2 protein-coding genes are annotated in these 1,972 nt (G+C 68.8%); both read right to left on the reverse strand.

Annotated features, from left to right (window positions below; all coding sequences use genetic code 11):
* Positions 1-62: 62 nt before the first annotated feature.
* Positions 63-1,043 (reverse strand): peptidoglycan -binding protein, encoded by a 981-nt coding sequence (locus HUK82_RS16220; protein ID WP_176614909.1) that lies wholly within the window; start codon positions 1,041-1,043, stop codon positions 63-65.
* 1 nt (position 1,044) lies between these two features.
* A partial coding sequence (locus HUK82_RS16225) for a flagellar motor protein MotA (protein ID WP_176614910.1) occupies positions 1,045-1,972 on the reverse strand: 928 nt, incomplete at its 5' end.

Below are 1,972 nucleotides of genomic sequence, written 5' to 3' on the forward strand. Positions count from 1 at the left end.
GCCACAGGTCAGGCCCGCGCCGGCGGCGGCCGCAACCGGGGGGGCGCGTCCGCCGCGGTCGTTCAGCGGTCGGTCAGGCGGAATTCGATACGACGGTTGCGGGCGAAAGCGGCGGGTGTCTGGGCGGTATCGAGCGGCTGATAGTCGGCAAAGCCTGTGGCGGCCAGATGTCGGGGGTCGATCCCGGCGCCGATCAGCACCTTGACCACGGTGATCGCGCGCGCGCTCGACAGCTCCCAGTTCGACGCGAACGCGCCGTGAATCGGTGTGCGGTCGGCGTGGCCGTCGACGCGCAGGATCCAGGGCAGATCCGCCGGGATCTGGGTCGCCACCTGCTTGAGGGTGTGGGCAAGCTTCTGGATCGCGGCCTGCCCCGCGGGCGACAGGTCGGCGCTGCCTTGCGGGAACAGAACCTCGCTCTGGAAGACGAAGCGGTCGCCGACCACCTGCACGCCTTTTTCGTCATGCAGGATATCGCGCAGGCGGCCGAAGAACTCGGAGCGGTATTTCTTCAACTGCTCGACCCGGTCGGCCAGAGCAATGTTGAGGCGGTTGCCCAGATCGCTGATCTGCGCGTCCCGGCCCTTGACGTCCTTCTGCGCGATGTCGAGGGTCTGTACCACAGCGGCAAGCTGCTGGTTCAGCTGGATCATCTGATCGTTGAGGCGGGCGATCTCGTCCTCGTCCGCGCGGCTGTTGGCGGCCTGCTCGCCCAGATCCTGGTTGCGCTGGTCAAGCTGTGCGCCCAGCGTCTTCAGCGCCGCCTGCGTCTTGTCGCGCTCGGCCGTGATCGAGGCGACCGTCAACTCGAGCGTGTGCTCGTGCCCGCGTTCGAGTGCGAGCATGCGGGTCAGTTCGGCCATCTGGTGCTGCAACTGGTCGAGCGTGTGTTGTCGCCGGTCGAGCGACACGGACAGGAACGCCTGCCCCAGCACAAAGACCAGCAACACGAACGTCACCACCATCAGTAGGGTGGACAGCGCGTCCACATACCCGGGCCAGACATCCAGCCCGCCATGGGTGAAGCGGCGACGGCGCGCCATCTCAGCGCGGTCCCGGGGTGCCGGTGTGGTTGCCGCCCGACGCGGGCGCGCTGGCCGCGATGGTGCGGGCCAGCACGCGCAGGTCGTTGCGGATGTCTGCGGTGGCCTGCGCGCGGGCCTGCGTGCCGTCGTTCAGCAGGCGTCCCAGCAGGGTCTCGATCCCGCGCAGGTGGTCGCGCATGGCCCGGTTGTCCTCGAACGTGGCCGATCCGGGGGTGCCCGCATCGCCGACCTGCTTGAGGAACGGCAACAGGGCGGCCTGTCCCTCGGCCAGACGCAGCATCAGCTGCTGGTTGGCGCGCAGCATTTCGTTCATGGCGCCGAGGCGCTCGTCCAGGCTGGCGAGCACGGCCTGCTGACGCACGCGGCCGTCTTCACCGCGCGTGATGACGGTCTGGAGGGACTCGAGGTTCTCGGCCGTCTGTTCGAGCAGCGCCTGCACATAGGCGGGCACCGAGCCGTCGGCGCCGTCGATGCTGACCGCGCCCGAGAAACGGGTGATGCCGGCGAGCCATTCCTCGAGGTTATTGAAGAAGCGGTTCTGCGCCTGCCCGGCCGTCAGGTCGAGGAAGCCGAGCACCAGCGCGCTGGCCAGACCGAACATGGAGCCCGAGAAGGCCGTGCCCATGCCGTGCAGCGGGCGGGCGAGACCGCTCTTGAGCTGATCGAACATGACGCCCATGTCGCCCGAGCCCGCCGACATGCCGCCGATCACATCGGCGATCGACCCCACCGTCAGCAGCAGGCCGTAGAACGTGCCCAGCAGGCCCAGGAAGATCAGCAGCCCGGTCATGTAGCGCGAGATCTCGCGCCCTTCGTCCAGGCGCGCCGACAGCGAATCGAGGGCCGACTGTGTGGCGGCCCCCGACAGGACCAGACGGTCGGTGCGCGTGCGCGACGCCAGCATCGAGGCCATGGGCGCCAGCAGG

Source organism: Ameyamaea chiangmaiensis (assembly GCF_013376175.1).
Classification (GTDB): Bacteria; Pseudomonadota; Alphaproteobacteria; order Acetobacterales; family Acetobacteraceae; genus Ameyamaea; species Ameyamaea chiangmaiensis.